General features: G+C 72.6%; 7 protein-coding genes. 5 read left to right on the top strand and 2 right to left on the bottom strand.

Annotated features, from left to right (window positions below; genetic code table 11):
- Positions 1-181 precede the first annotated feature (181 nt).
- Positions 182-928: a hypothetical protein gene (locus NAEX_RS37935; RefSeq protein WP_096332348.1), complete on the top strand. Its 747-nt coding sequence runs from the start codon at positions 182-184 to the stop codon at positions 926-928.
- A 107-nt stretch (positions 929-1,035) separates the two neighbouring features.
- The gene (locus NAEX_RS37930) at positions 1,036-2,514 is read left to right on the top strand and encodes a hypothetical protein (RefSeq protein ID WP_096332347.1); all 1,479 of its coding nucleotides are present in this window, start codon (positions 1,036-1,038) and stop codon (positions 2,512-2,514) included.
- 79 nt (positions 2,515-2,593) lie between these two features.
- Here the strand turns inward: NAEX_RS37930 and NAEX_RS37925 are convergent, their stop codons facing one another.
- Entirely contained in the window at positions 2,594-3,727 is a 1,134-nt protein-coding gene (locus tag NAEX_RS37925) for a leucine-rich repeat domain-containing protein (protein WP_170136347.1), read from the bottom strand.
- Between the two features lie 408 nt (positions 3,728-4,135).
- Between NAEX_RS37925 and NAEX_RS37920 the strand changes: the two genes are divergently transcribed.
- On the top strand, positions 4,136-9,277 hold the full coding sequence (locus tag NAEX_RS37920; protein WP_170136346.1) for an AAA family ATPase: 5,142 nt from the start codon (positions 4,136-4,138) through the stop codon (positions 9,275-9,277).
- Positions 9,278-9,359: 82 nt separating this feature from the next.
- Here the strand turns inward: NAEX_RS37920 and NAEX_RS37915 are convergent, their stop codons facing one another.
- A complete protein-coding gene (locus NAEX_RS37915; protein WP_096332344.1) occupies positions 9,360-11,006 on the bottom strand; it encodes an MYXO-CTERM sorting domain-containing protein in 1,647 nt (548 codons plus the stop codon).
- 341 nt (positions 11,007-11,347) lie between these two features.
- Here NAEX_RS37915 and NAEX_RS37910 point away from each other — a divergent pair, with 341 nt between their 5' ends.
- Positions 11,348-11,629 carry a hypothetical protein gene (locus tag NAEX_RS37910; RefSeq protein ID WP_096332343.1) on the top strand — a complete coding sequence of 94 codons (282 nt, stop codon included), beginning with the start codon at positions 11,348-11,350 and terminating at the stop codon, positions 11,627-11,629.
- A gap of 352 nt (positions 11,630-11,981) precedes the next feature.
- Positions 11,982-13,487: an NHL repeat-containing protein gene (locus NAEX_RS37905; RefSeq protein ID WP_143825705.1), complete on the top strand. Its 1,506-nt coding sequence runs from the start codon at positions 11,982-11,984 to the stop codon at positions 13,485-13,487.
- The last annotated feature ends 4 nt before the right edge of the window (positions 13,488-13,491 follow it).

The raw sequence follows: 13,491 nt of genomic DNA, 5'->3' as shown, positions 1-13,491 counted from the left end.
CGCGCGCGCGGGACGCCCCGCCCGCTTGGTTTCATCGACCCCGCCGCGCTCCGTGTGCGGACCCGACGGTCTCGCATCGTCGCCGCCGTGATCCTCGACCTCGCCTCTCGCAGCTACTCCGACGTGGCGCGGCGACGCGGCCGGATCGGCCCCGCGAATCGCAGCACCGCGTAGGATTATCATGTCATCACGAATCTTCGTATCCACGCTTGCCCTGCTCCTCTTCACCGGCGCCTGCGGCGACGGCGGCGGCGACGGCCCGGACGACACCACGGGCGCGACCGCCGACGCGTCGACGACGGACGACACCGCCTCGACCACAGACGAATCGCCGACGACCACCATCGATAGCACCACCGACGCCAGCACCGACCCGCCGACGACCACCAGCGACGGCGCGACCACCGGCGACGCGGCCACCGGCGACGCGACCACGGACGGCGACACCACCACCGGCCTCCCCGATCCCGACGCCGTCGCAGCCTGCCAGGCCTATTGCCAGCGCTGGGACGAGTGCGGCCTCCAGCCCGACCTCGCCGGCTGCATCGAGGGCTGCAGCGTCAATCAGTTTGGCCTCACCGGCGCATGCAAGCAGGCCAACCTCGACGTCCTCGGCTGCTTCACCGCGCTGAGCTGCGACGAGCTGCTGGCGTCCGTCGAGGACGAGAGCGGCGCGTGCAGCGAGCAGGAGGCCGCCGTGACCGACGCGTGTGCCGGCGACGAGTGCTCGCAGAGCGTGTTCGAGGGCGGCGACGAGTGCGAGGTGCAGCTCGAGTGCGCCGATGCGCCGGTGCAGCAGATGATCTGCGCCGGGCAGACCTGCACCTGCCTCGAGGGCGGCGTTCAGGTCGGCGAGTGCGCGGCCGAGGGCGTCTGCGCTGCGGGCGACGGCATCTTCGACAAGACCGCGCGCTGCTGCGGCTTCTGAGCGGCCGCGCCGGGACGCGCTCGCCCCCCCCGGAGAGCGCGTCCCGGCGCGCCCTCGCGCCCGATCTCGCCTTGAGCGGCCGCGCGGCCGCACGTCACCATGTCGCCATGTCGAACGCCGAGGCTGGCGTCCCCGACGCGCCCACCCCACGCGCCCGCGTCCGACTCGCCGCGGCGCTGCTGCTCGCCGGCTGTCCCGCCGCGCCGATCGGCACCACCGACGACCCCGCGACCACGACCTCCGTCACCACCACCCTCGAACCGGCCACCACGATCGCCACCAGCGAAACCGCGACCACTCTCGGCACCAGCGGACCATTCACCACAGCGACCGCCGGCGACCCATTGCCCACCGCGACCACCGGCGACGACCCCACCACGACCGGCACCACCCTGGCGAGCACCACCGAGCCCGACCCGCCGCCGGCCGTCGCGCTGGCGCTCATCACCGACGACAACCGCGCCTACGTCGAGATGCACGGCGGCTGGGGCCCGCACCTGCGCGGGCTCATGCGCGCGTCCGACGACAGCCTGTGGTTTTGCGTCGACGCCGGCGAGGACGTCCATCACAACCGCACGATCCGCTACTTTCGCCGCGGGGCGGGCGAGCCCGCGTGGAGCCTCGTCGCCGAGCAGCCGCACACCGACGGCATCCAGCAGAACGCCGCCAGCGTGCTGGTCGGCTCGACGATCCTCACCTACGGCGTCAACATCCAGCAGCACTTCCTCGAGGAGTGTTCCCTCGACACCGCCGATCCGGCGGTGCGCGCCTGCAACGCCGTGCTCGTCGGGGGCCAGGTCTACACCACCCCGCCCGCCTCGAATTACGTCGGCGCCGCCGTCCTCGGCCCCGGCGCGCGGGTCGTGTGGTTTACCGTCGTCGGCGAGGGCGGCGGCCCTGGCCGCTGGGTCTACACCTACAACTACGGCGGCGGCTGGAACGGCCCGGTCGAGGTCGACCTCGGCGGCGCCAACGACCTCGGCTACGTCCACGCCATGGCCAGCCCGGGCGGCCAGCTCCAGCTCGTCGGCCAGGCCTTCACCGGCGCGTACCCCGACGGCACCTACGCCGCCGTGGTCGCCGACGTCACCATGGGTCAAGTCCCGACGTTCCTGTCCCTCGAGCCACCCGATCCGGCCGCGCAGATCCGGAGCGGCGCCGACCTGTTCCACGACGGCGCCGGCGACACCCACGTGCTCGCCGCCTTCGACGGCGTCGTCGCCTACTACCACCGCCCCGGCGGCGCGAGCTGGGCCGGGCACACCGCCCCGCTGCACGTGTTCCCCGACACCTACCGGGCCCGCTTCGTCCGGCCGGCCGGGGATCGCCTCTGGCTGGTCCGCGGCAGCATCGGCGGCCAGGGCGTCCAGCTGCTGCGCGCGCCGGAGCAGCGCGGCGGGCCGGTCGACTGGGCCGCCGCGGAGGTCGTCGACGTGACGAGCCCCGGCCCCGGCTTCGCCGCCCCGTCCGCCCTCTACGTCGAATCCCCGACCTATCAGCTCGCCCCCGCCGGCGCCCTCGAGTTCGCGGTGTGCGGGCAGTACCAGGTCGGCGACCGCTCGATCTGGCACGGTCGCCTCATGTGACATGTCCGCTCGGACATGCCCTCGTGACCATGCCCGCATCGACATGTCTTTTCAACCATGTACAGGACTCCGCTCGCGCTCACCCGCGCATGTCGCCGGCCCGGAGCTTCGTCAGTCGCGGCAGCGAGCGCACGGCCTCGGGGATCCCGCTCAGCCGGTTGGCGCTGAGCACGAGCTCTCGCAGCTCGACCAGCTCGGCGATTCGCGGCGGGCAGCGCGTCATGCCGACGTCGGCGAGCTCGAGGACCTGCAGCGAGCCGGGCAGATGCGCGTAGGTCGGCGTGTCGGCCAGGCGGGTGCTCGACAGCACGAGCCGCTCGAGCGGGACCTCGCGCAGCTCGGCCGCGAGCTCGGTGATGGGCTCGAACGGCAGCTCGAGCACCCGTAGCCGCGAAAATCGCCCGATCGCCGGCGGAACCCGGACGAGCGCCATGCAGTGCGAGCCGTGCCCGTGGAGCTCCGCGAGCGACGCCGGCAGGCGGTCGAACAGCGGCTCGCCCAGCCGACCCGCGAGCTGGAGCGTCGACAGCCCTGCGAGTCCCCGCAGGTCCGGCAGCGACCGCAGCTCGCTGCCGAGCGCGAGCTCGCGGAGATGCACGAGCTCGGCGAGCGCGTCGGACACCTCCTCCAGCGCCGCCTGGGCCTTCAACACCGTCAGCCCGCGGGGCAGGCGGGCGACGTCGAGGACCTGCAGGGGATTGGCGGTGAGGTCGAGCTGCGCGAGCCGGCTGTCGGGCGCGAAGGCCGGGGTGTGCGAGATCTGGTTGAACCCGAGGTCGAGGCGCGTGAGCGACGGCGACGCGCACAGGCTCGGCGGCAACTCGACCAGCGCGTTGTGGGCCAGGTCGAGCTGCGTGAGCCGCGGTAGCGCCGCGAAGCGGTCGGGGAGCGCCTCCAGCTCGCAGCCGGACAGGTCGAGCGCCTCGAGGCGCGGCAGCTCGAACACCCCGGCGGGCGGCCCCGGGCCCTCGTGCATGGTGATCTCTAGCGCCGTGATGTTCGTGCGCGCCACCTCGGCGACCAGCGAGCGCGTGAGCAGCTCCGCCGGCACCGACAGGGCGGTCAGGTTCGCGAACGCGGCCAACGGCGGGAACTTCTCGCCGTCGCGCCACGCCATGTACAGATCGAGCATCCGCACGCTGGAGGTCGGGTAGCGGCCGGTCCAGCAGTTGAAGTAACCGCCGCGCGGATCTTCGGTGTACTCCGCCGTCATGGGCGCCCGCAGGATGGTACATCGTCGATCGGGGGTCGCCATCGGCGATCGCAACGAACAACGTCGACATCGCCGCCGGTTCCGCCTCGGCGACGTGGAACCCTCCCCGCGCCTCGCCTTCCGCGAGAGCGCGTTGCCGACCGGTATATTGATAGCATGAAGGCACGGTTCCTTCGGTAGGTGTCGACATTCATGCGCCCGCGCCTTCGCCAGGAGGCCCTCTCCTGCGGGGGCGCGACCACCCGCGACGCGTGCGCCCGGGGCCCCTGCGGGGGTCCCGCCGGCCTCGTTGTGGGCAGTGTGGTTTCCCTACCCGAGTTATGCGAGCTTGTAGTCCAGTCGGCGGTGATTCGTGCCTGCCGGCGCGCGGTGCCGCCAGTGCTTCTATGGCACAATCAGGGCCCCCCCGTGCCGGAACGTCGATCCGAGGAGCGCCCCGGTCTGTCCGGATTTCGCGTCGTCGAGCCGCTCGTCTCGCGCGGGCAGTGGCAGATCGTGCGGGCCGCTCGCGAGGACGGCGAGGTCCTGCTGTTGAAGATGTCGGTCGGCGATGACGCCGGCGCGGGCCTCCTCGCCGAGCTGGAGCGAGAGCACGCCGTGACGCACGCCCTCGCCGCGCCCGGCATCCTGAGGACGCGAGGCGTCGAGCGCCACGGATCGCGGCTCGCGCTGGTCTACGAGTCGTTCGCGGGCGACCCGGTCCGGGTCGGCGATCCGCGCTGGCGCGACGAGGCGGCGACCCTCGAGCTCGCCATCGCGGCGACGGAGACGCTCGCCGACATGCACGCGGCCGGAGCGATTCACGCGAGCCTGTGCCCCGAGGCTCTGTGGGTCGACGCCGGCGGGACCGTCAAGCTCACCGACCTCGCGCGCGCCGGCGTGCGCGGGCTGCCCGGACCCGCGGCGGCCGACGTGTTGTCGGGGCCGATCGACTTCATCGCCCCCGAGCAGAGCGGGCGCACGCGCAAGAGCCCCGACGCCCGCGCCGATCTCTACGCCCTCGGCGCCGTGCTCTACGCCCTCCTGAGCGGGGCCCCGCTGTTCCGCGGCGACGACCCGCTCGAGCTCCTGCACGCCCACCTGACCCGGATCCCCGAGCCCCTCGCCCGCCGCGCGCCGCACGTGTCGCCGGCGCTCGCGGCCGTCGTGCACACGCTCCTGGCCAAGAACCCGGAGGACCGCTACGCCGGCGCCGCGGCGCTCCTGCTCGACCTGCGGGCCGTCGCCACCCACCCGGCCGACGTGCCGTTCGTCCCCCGCCGCGACGGCGCCGCGGCCCACCTGCGCCTCCCGGGCGGCCTGTACGGGCGCGAGGAGGCGCGGCGGCGGCTGCGCCAGGCGTTCGCGCGCGCGGCCGACGGCGACGGCACGGTCTGCCTGCTCGCGGCCCCCTCGGGCGGCGGCAAGACGGCGCTCGTCCACGACCTCGCCGCCGAGGTCGCCGACCGCGCCCGGTTCGCCGCCGGCAAGTTCGAACCCCAGCGCAGCCGCGAGCCGTTCTCGGCCCTGACCCAGGCGCTCGGCGGTCTCTTGCGACATGTCCTTTCGGGCAGGGAGTCCGAGGTCGCCGAGTGGCGCGAGCGGCTGCGCGGCGGCGTCGGCACCGGCCTGCCGGTGATCGCCGAGCTGCTGCCCGAGGTCCAGGCGATCGTCGGCCCGCAGCCGCCGCCGGCGCCGCTGTCCGCCGGCGAGCGCCTGCAGCGGCTGCAGTGGACGCTGCAGCGCTTCATCGCCTGCTTCACAGCCGCCGAGCGGCCGCTCGTGCTGTTCCTCGACGACCTGCAGTGGGCCGACGCCGCCAGCCTGCGCCTGTGCGAGGCGCTGGCGGCGAGCGTCGAGGTGCGGCACCTGCTCGTGATCGAGGCCTTCCGCGACAACGAGGTCGCGGCCTCGCCCCGGCTGCAGGCCCACCTCGCCGCGCTGCGGGACGCCGCGCCGGCGCCGGTGGAGATCGGGCTCGGGGCGCTCGACGTCGAGGACATCGAGCAGCTCGTGCGCGACGCGCTCGGCGGCGGCGGCTCGCTCCGCCCGCTCGCCGAGGAGCTGCTGCGCCGGACCGGCGGCAACCCCCTGTTCGTCCGCGAGTACCTGCGCTTCATCCACCGCGAGGCCCGCCTGCGCTTCGATCCCGACGTCGGCGCGTGGACCTGGGCCCTCGCCGGCGTCGACGCCGCCAGCGTCCCCGAGACCATCGCCGACCTGTTCGGCGCCACCCTGCGCAAGCTGCCGCCGTCCACCCTCCACGCCGTCAAGATCGCGGCCTGCATCGGCGCCCGCTTCGACCTCGAGCTCCTCGCCCAGGTCCTCGGCTGCGACGGGCTCGAGGCCATCCGGCGCCTCGGACCCGCCATCGCCCTCGACCTCGTCGCCAGCGCCGGCCCGTCGGCCATGCGGTTCTTCCACGACCGCGTGCGCCAGACCGCCGACGCGCTGGTCGACGACGAGCTCCGCCCCGCGCTCCACCTCGCCATCGCCCGCGTCATGCTCGCCCGGCTCGACGCGGCCGGCGACGCCCCCGAGGCGCTGTTCGACCTCGTCGCCCACCTCCGCCGCGCCGAGCCGGAGCTCCACGACCCCGCGCTGCGCCGCCGCGCCGTCGAGCTCCACTTGCGAGCCGCTCGCCGGGCCCGCGCCAGCGCCAGCTACGACGCCGCGCTGGCCCACGCCCTCGGCGGCCTCGCGCTGCTGCGGCCCCCCGGCGACCCGTCCCACGACGCGACGACCTGGATCGCCGGCGACCCGCTCTGCTTCGACCTGCACTTCGAGCGCGCCAACTGCGAGTACCTGCGCGGCGCCTTCGACCGCGCCGACGCCTGCCTGGACGCGCTCGCCGCCCGCGAGCTGTCGCCGCGCGAGCGGGCCCACGTGCAGGCGCTGCGGGTGACCGTCCACGTCACGACCGGACGGATCCACGCCGCGATCGAGGCCGGCCGCGAAGGCCTGCAGCTCCTCGGGATCGACCTGCCCGAGGGCCAGGACGCGCGCAAGGCGGCCGTCGCCGCCGAGCTGGCGGCGATCCAGGACGAGCTGGCGAGCCGGCCCTTCCTCGCGCTGATGGACGCCCCGCCGCTCGCCGACCCGAACCTCCGCGCGGCGCTCGAGATCCTGCAAGAGCTGCTCACGCCGGCCAACATGACGATGCCGGACCTGTACGCCCTGCTGATCACCAAGCAGGTCCGGCTCACGATGGATCACGGGCACACCGACCTCTCGGCGTTCACCTACGTGATCTTCGGCTTCTTCCTCGCCACCGTCCGCCGCAGCTACGTCGAGGCGGAGGCGTTCGGCCGGTTCGCGCTCGAGCTCAACGAGCGCCGCGGCAGCGCCGAGCTGCGCTGCCGGCTCGGCTTCGTGTTCGCCTCGTACACGCACTTCTCGCGCACGCTCACCGAGGTGGTCGGCGACCTCCAGCGCGCGCGTCGCGACGGCCTCGAGTCGGGCGACTACAACTACCTGTCGTTCGCGTGCAGCCACCAAATCATCGCCATGCTGAGCCTCGGGCGCCCGCTGCCCGAGGTCGCGGCGGCCACCGACGAGGCGCTCGCGTTGATGGAGCGGACCCGCGTGGCCTCGTCGCGGGCCGTGCTGACCGTCGCGCGCCAGTTCGTCGCCGCGCTCGTGGGCGACACCGTCGCCCCGCACGCGCTGTCGGACGCCGGCTTCGACGAGGAGTCGTTCCGCGAGCGCCTGCGCCGCGACAGCCTGACCTTCGCGCTGCGCTGGTACTACGTCGCCAAGCTGCAGCTCGGCGTCTTGCTCGGCCGCGCCGACGAGGCGCTCGCGCTGCTGCGCGAGGTCGGCCCGGTGATCCAGGCCGGCTACGGCTTCTACTTCACCACCGAGCTGCCGCTGTTCGGAGCGCTCGCCGCCGCCGCCGCCGCCGGGCGCTCCGTGAGCGTCGACGAGGCCCTGCGCGCGTGGATCGATCCCTTCTACGACCAGCTCGTCGAGTGGTCCGAGTTCGCCCCCGAGACCTACGAGCACCGGGCGAGGCTCGTCGAGGCCGAGCGCGCGCGGCTGCGCGGCGACGACGAGCGCGCCGGCCTGGCCTACGACCAGGCGCTCCGGCTCGCCGTCGACAACGGCTTCTCGTGGCACGCCGCGCTCGCGGCCGAGCTCGCCGGCCGTTACTTCACCGCGCGCGGCCGGGTCCAGATCGGCCAGATGCTCCTGCGCGACGCCAGCGAGCGCTACGCCCGCTGGGGCGCCCATCCCAAGGCCGCGCAGCTCCGGCGCGACCTGCCGCACGTCGCCGCGTTCGAGCCGACGGCGGCCTTCGTCGCTCGATCGGCCCAGGCCGAGCTCGACCTCCGCAGCGTCCTGCGCGCCTCGCAGGCGTTCGCCGCCGAGCTCCGCTTCGAGGACCTGATCCACACCGTGATGCGGATCGTCGTCCTCACCGCCGGGGCGAGCCGCGGCGTGCTCGTGCTGCAGGAGCCGCAGGGCCTCGCGGTCGTCGGCGAGTTCGCGGCCGACGACGGCGCCCGCACCCAGCTCGCCCTCCAGCCGCTCGAGGCCTGCCCGCACGTGCCCGCGGTCCCGATCCGCCTGGCCTTCCGGACAGCCCAGATCGTCACCCTCGACGACCCCGCCACCGCCGCCGCGCTCGCGACCGACCCGGTGATCGCCGAGCTGCGCCCGCGCTCGCTGCTGTGCCTGCCGCTCGCGCTCCGCGGCCAGCGGCTGGGCGCGCTCTACCTCGAGAACCGCGTGACCGCCGGCGCCTTCACCCCGGCGCGCATCGAGACCCTGAACCTCCTGAGCTCGCAGATCGCCACCTCGATCGAGCACGCCCGCATGGTCGCGCGCCTGCAGGAGGCGCGCGAGGCCGCCGAGTCGGCCAGCCGGGCGAAGAGCACCTTCCTCGCCAACATGAGCCACGAGCTGCGCACCCCGCTCAACGCGATCATCGGCTACAGCGAGCTGTTGTCCGAGGTCGCCGAGGAGCGGGGCGACGCCGAGCTGCTGGTCGACACCGCCCGGATCCGCCGCGCCGGGTCGCACCTGCTCGGGCTGATCAGCGACATCCTCGACCTCTCGAAGATCGAGGCCGACAAGCTCGAGATCACCGTCCAGAGCTTCGCGGTCGCCCCGCTGATGCACGAGGTCGCCGACGCCGTGCGTCCGCTGATGCAGCGCGCCGGCAACACCTTCACCGTCGAGGTCGCCGACGCCCTCGGAGACATGCACAGCGACCCCGTGCGCGTGCGTCAGGTGCTGCTCAACCTGCTGAGCAACGCCGCCAAGTTCACCCAGGCCGGCGCCGTGACCCTGCGGGTGCGCCGCGACGACGAGCGCATGGTGTTCGCCGTCGAAGACACCGGCATCGGCATGACGGCCGAGGAGACGCAGCGCGTGTTCGAGGCGTTCCACCAGGCGGACAGCTCGGCCGCGCGCCGGGCCGGCGGCACCGGGCTCGGGCTGACCATCACGCGTCGCCTGTGCGAGATGCTCGGCGGACGGATCGCCGTCGTCAGCACGCCCGGTCAGGGATCGGTGTTCACGATCGAGCTCCCCGTGACGAGCCCCGGCGCGCTCCTCGGCGCATGAATCGGGAATGACGGGCTCATCGCGTCCATCGGCGACGCCGCGGGCCGCGTCCGGCGACAGCCGGGCGCGCCGGCAAATGCCATCACCGCCGCCGTCGCCGCGCCAGCGCGCCGAGGCCCAGCAGCAGCAGCAGGCCGGGAGTCGTCTGCCCGGGCGAACGGTCCACGTCGCAGTTGCAGCCGCCCTCGCCGCCATTGCCCTCACCACCACCCGCGGTCGCGCCGTCGCTCCCGGCGCTGCCACCCGTCCCGTCGGTCCCGCCGTCCGTGGTGACCGGCCCCGGCTCCGCGCCCGTGTCGGTCGGCTCCTCGCCCGGGCCCGACGTCGGCGCCTCGCCCGTATCCGTCGTGGGCGCCTCGCCCGACTCCGACGTCGGCGCCTCGCCCGACGTCGGCGCCTCGCCCGTGTCCGACGTCGACTCGCCCGGCTCTTCCCCCGAGCCGAGCTCGTACGCGCCGATGTCCGGCGTCGCGTCCTGCGGGCGCGGGCCCTCCGTGCCGAGCGCGCGGCTGGGAGGCACGTGGGTCGGCAGCGCCAGCGGGTTGATGAATGGTGCCACGTCGAGGACCGTGTCGGTCGCGCCCGCTTCCAGGAGCGGCGAGTCGTCGCGCGGGCGGAAGTCCCACGCCGCCGCGTCGACGAACCCCGGATCTGTCCCCACGATCGTCCCCGTGAGCGTCGCGGGCACGGCCCCGAGCCCCTCCTGCAGCCAGTTGTTGCTGCCGAAGATCAACGGCTCGGGGCCCTCCGCGTCGTAATGATTGTACAGCTCGCCCCCGCTCGCGCCCAGGCGCACGACCACGTTGTTGTGCAGCTCGAGGCTCTCGACCGTGTATTGCATCCCGATCGCCACGTCCGACTGCTCGCCGAGCACCATCGTGTTGTTGACGAAGCGATAGCGGCCCTTCGTGTTGCCGGTGCCGTCACCGCCGATCCGGGCGATCCGCCACTCCGAGTGCTTGATGAACACGTTGCCCACCACGTCCGAGTCCTCGCGCGCGAGGTCCTCGTCCTGACCGTCCGGGCCGATGAGATCGAGCTCATGATAGACCGCCCCCTCGATCCAGTTGTGGTAGATCTCGTTGCGCTCCGCCCGCGATTTGACGTTGTTGCCGCCGGCGCCGTCGTGCACGTAGCAATACTGCATGCGAAACACCGAGCCGGGGTACACCGTCTCGTCGGTGGCCACGTAGATCTGGTGGTCGTAGAGCTCGAAGCCGTTGTCGTAGAACTCGCTCCGCTCGAGCAGGAGCGACCCCGAGTCGAAGTCGGTGCCGAGGAGCCCGTGGCTGCCGACGCCGTGCACCACGAGGTCGCGCAGCGTCACGTTGTCGCCCTTGTGCACGAGGCCGGTGTGCGCCGGGTCGCCGTCGCCGACGATCTCGAAGCCCTCGAACACGAAGTTGCTCACCTGGAACAGCACGATCATGTCGTGCCACTGTTCGCTCCCGACGCCCGCGATGATCGGTCGCTTGCCGTTGACCCGGATCCCGCGCACGGTCACGGGAGCGTCGCTGGTGCCGCTGTGCTCCTCCACGAACCAGAGGTCCCCGGGGTACGTGGCATCGCCCTGGACCTCTACGACGTCGCCGGGCTTCAGCAGCTCGAGGGTGTCCTGGATCGTCGCATACGGCTTGCCGGGACCGACCTCGAACGTCTCCGCGAGCGCGCTCTGCGGGGCGAGCCCGAGCAGGATGAGCGCAAGAGTCTGGCGAGTTTTGCAGCGCATTCCAGGAAGTTACACCCGAGGACCGCGGACATCGATAGGGCTTCTCGACCACGCCATTCCTCTCTGCGTGAATGGACGCGGCTCCGATGGCCGCAGGCGCGCGTGGCTCGGCGCGTTGCCGCTCGACTCGCCGCAGCAGCGCGAGGGTCCCCCACGTGCGTGCTGCGACGCGGGAGGTCCGTCGGCGGTCGCCTGGGGCAGATCGATCTCCGACGCGCGCGAACGGGGGCGCTCTGCTTCCTGCGCTCGAAGTCGGCGAGCGTGATCGCGAGCGGGCAGGTCGAGTTTTGTAATCGTCTCCCGCGCTCTCGCGATTCGAACAGCGCGTGGATCGGCCTGGAATGATCGTTCTCGCCGATCGCGAGCGCGTGATTCAGGTGCTCTCGCACCTCGTCGGCAACGCACTCAAGTTCACGCCCGCGGGCGGTCAGGTGACCCTCTCCGACGTGCCGCAGGCGGCGGAGGTCCGCTTCGCGGTGCTCGACACCGTCTCCGCCCACGGTGGGCGGATCTGGGCCGAGCGCGAGCCTGGTGCGGGCGCGAGGTTCTACTTCACGCTGCCGGCCACCGCGGCGAAGAGCGGCCCGGCGAGCGAGACCTGCACGCAGGCGGCCAGCAACTGACCGAGCGAAGGTGCGCTCGCGCTGGATCTGCCTCTTCGGTCATGTCCGTCGAATGTTCGGTCGGGTTTCACCTTGACCCGAGGTCAAGGTGCAGGCTGGCGTCATGCACGACGCCAGGAGGTCGAGCGCGCACACGCTCGGCGAGGTCGACCGCACGCGCGTCGTTGCTCCCCGCGTCGAGGTCGGCTCACTCCGCGTCGGGCGAGCGAGCGAGGGAATGGCCGAGGACACCCTGAGAGTCTGCCCGACCCTCATCCGACAGCGCTGGCCAGACAAGCTCCCGGGTGCCTCTGCGGCCCTCGTGCGCGCCAGCGCGCTTGTCTCGATCGAGGGTTTCTGCTCTCATCGGAGGATGCGTAGTTCGACTCATCTTCGCTGCCAAGCACACGCAGTCACCCTCGCCGTCGTCGCGGCGATCCACGGATGCGGCGACGCCGGCAGCGGCACGATGAGCGACGGCACGGCCACGCAGGGCACGGCCCCGACCGGCACCGCGGGGACGCTGACCGAGACCGGCGACGGCACGGCCACGCAGACCTCGGGTGACCCGCCGACGGGCACCGGCACACAGGGCGAGACCCAGGGCACCACCACCACTGCGCCGACCACCACCGCGCCGACGAGCACGACCACGGGCACCACCACCGAGGGCGTCACCGTCACCGTCACCGACGGCACCGCCACCACCGCGACCACCACCACCTCGGGCGGCATGAAGCTCGACATGGGCGGGCCCCCGGTCTGTCCGCCCGACGATCAGCCCGTCACCTTCGATTACATCTGGATCGCCAACACCACCCAGGGCACCGTCTCGAAGATCAACACCATGACGGGCGTCGAGGAGGGCCGCTATTACACGAACCCGGTGCCCGACAGCGGCGAGCCGTCGCGCACCTCCGTCAATCAGTTCGGCGACGTCGCGGTCAGCAACCGCAACCCGGGCAGCGTCACCAAGGTCATGGCATTGCCGGAGAAGTGCGTCGACAAGAACGGCAACGGGGTGATCGACACCTCGACCGGACCGGGCGACATCCGCCCGTGGGGCCAGGACGAATGCGTGGTGTGGCACACCCCGCTGCCGCTCGCCGACGGCTATTACGGCGGCGCGCGCCCGACCGCGTGGGAGGGCGTGGCGCAGGACCCGGTCACCTGCGAGACGCCCGTCCCGCGGCTGTGGGTCGGCTACAAGGACGTGAACGGCGTCGCCCACTTCGCGCGCCTCGACGGCGACACCGGCGCGATCCTCGACGACGTCCAGCGCCCCGGCTGGACCAGCAACTCGTTCGGCCCCTACGGCGGCGCCGTCAATTCCGCCGGCGACCTGTTCGTCATCGGCTACGACAACGAGATCTCGATCCGCATCGACGCCCTCACCCTCGAGATCGAGGAGCTCGGCTTCTCCCCCGGACAGTACAAGTACGGCATGGGCGTCGACCAGAACGGCAACATGTGGGTCGGCAGCTTCTCCGGCAACGACCACATGTACTTCTACGACCCGGTCGCCAAGCAGTGGCAGGGCATGGGCAACGGCGGCAACCCCGGCGGCGGCGCGCTCGGCATCGCCGTCGACGACGAGAACCGGGTGTGGGGCGCCGCCAACGGCCCGTGCCGCCTCATCGAGCTCGACGGCGACACCAAAACCTGGACCAACCAGAACATCACCCTGCCCGACTGCGGCTCTCCGTGGGGCGTCAGCATCGACAACGAGGGCTACGTGTGGGTCGTCGACAAGGCCAACAAGGCCTACAAGGTCGACCCCGACACCTACGAGATCAAGCTCGTCGTCACCGGCCTCATCAATCCGTACACCTATTCGGACATGACGGGCCAGGGCCTCAAGCTCGTCCTCCCGCAGTGACGCT

The organism is Nannocystis exedens, from assembly GCF_002343915.1.
Taxonomy (GTDB): domain Bacteria; phylum Myxococcota_A; class Polyangia; order Nannocystales; family Nannocystaceae; genus Nannocystis; species Nannocystis exedens.
This window is presented reverse-complemented; position numbering and strand designations above follow the sequence as displayed.

Excerpts from the sequence above, each read along its gene's own strand:
- NAEX_RS37935 (WP_096332348.1), top strand. The coding sequence starts at position 182 with ATGTCATCACGAATCTTCGTATCCACGCTTGCCCTGCTCCTCTTCACC.
- NAEX_RS37930 (WP_096332347.1), top strand. The coding sequence starts at position 1,036 with ATGTCGAACGCCGAGGCTGGCGTCCCCGACGCGCCCACCCCACGCGCC.
- NAEX_RS37925 (WP_170136347.1), bottom strand. The coding sequence starts at position 3,727 with ATGACGGCGGAGTACACCGAAGATCCGCGCGGCGGTTACTTCAACTGC.
- NAEX_RS37915 (WP_096332344.1), bottom strand. The coding sequence starts at position 11,006 with ATGCGCTGCAAAACTCGCCAGACTCTTGCGCTCATCCTGCTCGGGCTC.
- NAEX_RS37910 (WP_096332343.1), top strand. The coding sequence starts at position 11,348 with ATGATCGTTCTCGCCGATCGCGAGCGCGTGATTCAGGTGCTCTCGCAC.
- NAEX_RS37905 (WP_143825705.1), top strand. The coding sequence starts at position 11,982 with ATGCGTAGTTCGACTCATCTTCGCTGCCAAGCACACGCAGTCACCCTC.